This is a genomic window from Streptomyces sp. PA03-6a (assembly GCF_033792765.1).
Classification (GTDB): Bacteria; Actinomycetota; Actinomycetes; order Streptomycetales; family Streptomycetaceae; genus Actinacidiphila.
The window spans coordinates 1-2,435 of record NZ_JARAVK010000505.1 but is presented as its reverse complement, the minus strand read 5'-3'; the positions used below and the strand labels follow the sequence as shown (position 1 = coordinate 2,435).

Annotated in this window: 2 protein-coding genes; one reads left to right on the top strand and one right to left on the bottom strand. The window is 71.6% G+C overall.

All coding sequences use genetic code 11. From position 1 onward, the window contains the following. The coding region (locus tag PV350_RS46110) for a multicopper oxidase family protein (RefSeq protein ID WP_500339249.1) at window positions 1-1,334 on the top strand (1,334 nt) is incomplete at its 5' end. 28 nt (window positions 1,335-1,362) lie between these two features. Here PV350_RS46110 and pip read toward each other — a convergent pair. Next, window positions 1,363-2,325: a prolyl aminopeptidase gene (gene pip, locus PV350_RS46105; RefSeq protein ID WP_499512968.1), complete on the bottom strand. Its 963-nt coding sequence runs from the start codon at window positions 2,323-2,325 to the stop codon at window positions 1,363-1,365. Window positions 2,326-2,435 lie beyond the last annotated feature (110 nt).

Below are 2,435 nucleotides of genomic sequence, written 5' to 3'. Positions count from 1 at the left end.
CGGCGGGACCCGGCCCACGGCTGCAGGACCCCCCGGAACTGGTCAGCCGCGACGGCGTCCTCAAGGCCGCCATCGTCGTCGAGCGCCGCAAGGTCCGGGTCGGCGACCACCGGCTGTACGCCCTCACCTACAACGGGCGGTACATGCCGCCGACGCTGCGCGTACGCCCCGGCGACCGCATCGACCTCACCATGACCAACCGGGTGCGCGAGGACACCAACGTCCACGTCCACGGGCTCCACGTCTCACCGCGCAGCCCCGCCGACGACATCTTCATCGCCATCAGGTACGGCCGGAGCCACCACTACACCTACCGGCTGCCGCGCACCATCACGCCCGGCACCTACTGGTACCACTCGCACGCCGACATGATGTCCGCCGCCCAGGTCGCGGGCGGGGAGTCGGGCGTCATCGTCGTGGACGGCCTGCGGCGGTACCTGCCCCCGTCCCTGCGCGGGATCACCGAGCACGTCGTCGCGCTCAAGGACTTCCAGATCCACGGCGACGCGATCAGGACCCACAAACTGAAGATCGGGACGCGCACCAACCGCACCGTCAACGGGCAGCAGAACCCGGTGATCGGCCTCCGACCCGGCGAGACCCAGCTGTGGCGGCTGGCCAACATCGGCGCCAACATCTACTACCGCCTGCACCTGAAGGGCAGCCGCTTCCACGTGATCGCGCAGGACGGCTACCCGGTCCGCCGGGTCTACGCCGCGGACACCCTGGTCATCGCCGCCGGCGCCCGGTTCGACGTGCTGGTGCAGGGCGGCAGCCGGCCCGGCACCACGACGCTGGAGACCCTCGCCTACGACACCGGCAAGGCCGGCAACCGGTTCCCCCGCACCGACCTGGCCACCGTCGTGACCGGCGGCGCCCCCGTGACCCCGGCGCGGATCCCGAAGGACTTCGCGCCCAACGAGGACCTGGCGCACGCCACGGTCGCGGACCGCAAGACGGTGGTGTTCACCGAGAACGCGGCGGGCGACGTGTTCTACGTCAACGGCCGCACGTACGCGCCGGGCCGGGTGGACTTCACCTCCGTCCTCGGCACCGTCGAGGAGTGGACCGTCCGCAACGACAGCGACGAGGAGCACTCCTTCCACGTCCACACCAACCAGTTCCAGCTGATGAGCACCAACGGGAAGGCCGGCAACCCGGACCACCGCTGGTTCGACACGGTCAACGTGCCCGCCCGCGGCAGGGTCGTCATCCGCATCCCCTTCACGGACTTCACCGGCCGGACGGTGCTGCACTGCCACATCCTCAACCACGAGGACATGGGCATGATGGCCGTGCTCGACATCGTCCCGCCCCGTCCCCGCGGCAAGTGACCGGCCCCGCGGCGGGTGACCATCCGCGTCAGCGCGTGCCGAAGCGCCGCGCCGCCGCCACGACCGCCTCCCCCATGGTGGGGCTGCCCGTGTGACCGGAGTCGTCGATCACCTGGAGCTCCGCGTCGGGCCACGCCTTCGCCAGCTCCCACGCGGTCGTCAGCGGACTGCCCAGGTCAAGACGCCCGTGGATCAGCACCCCCGGGATCCCGGCGAGCCGGTGCGCGTCCCGCAGCAGCTGTCCCTCCTCCAGCCAGGCGCCGTTGGCGAAGTAGTGCGCGCAGATCCGCACGAAGGCGACCAGGTCGTCGTCCGGCCGGTCACCGTAGGCCCCCGGCTTGCCGTTGGTCTCGTGGGCGATGACCGCGTCCTCCCAGGTGACCCAGTCGCGTACGGCCTTCCCCCGCGCCGCGGCGTCCGGGCCGTTCAGCAGCCGGTCGTACGCGGCCGGCAGGTTCCCGTCCCGCTCGCCGGGCGGCACCCCGTCCCGGAACGCCTCCCACGGCCCCGGCACCAGCCGGGCCACGCCGCGGTAGAGCCAGTCGATCTCCTCCCGCCGGGTCGTGGTGACCCCGACGATCACGATCTCCGACACCCGCTCCGGGTACCGCTGCGCGTACGCCAGGATCAGCGTCGAGCCCCACGAACCGCCGTACAGCATCCACCGCTCGACGCCGAGGTGCTCGCGCAGCCGCTCCATGTCGGCGATCAGGTGCTCGGTCGTGTTGTGCTCGAGCGACACCGCCGGGTCCGAGGCGTGCGGCAGGCTCTGCCCGCACCCCCGCTGGTCGAACAGCACGATCCGGTACACCTCGGGATCGAAGGTCTTCTTGCTGCCCCGCTTCCCCCCGGAGCCCGGTCCCCCGTGTACGCACAGGACCGGCTTGCCGTCCGGGTTCCCGCTGGTCTCCCAGTAGACGCGCTGCCCGTCCCCGACGTCGAGCAGCCCCGACGCGTACGGCTCGATCAGCGCAAACCCCGCTGCTGCCATCACGATCCCCCTCCTCCGCACCCGGCGAACGACCCCGCGAGGCTACCGGTCCTCACTCGGGGCCCGGGCGGGGCCGGGGGAACCCCCCGGGGCTGGTTTTATTACCAAAC

Coding starts and splice junctions, on each gene's coding strand:
- pip (WP_499512968.1), bottom strand. CDS start 2,325: ATGGCAGCAGCGGGGTTTGCGCTGATCGAGCCGTACGCGTCGGGGCTG.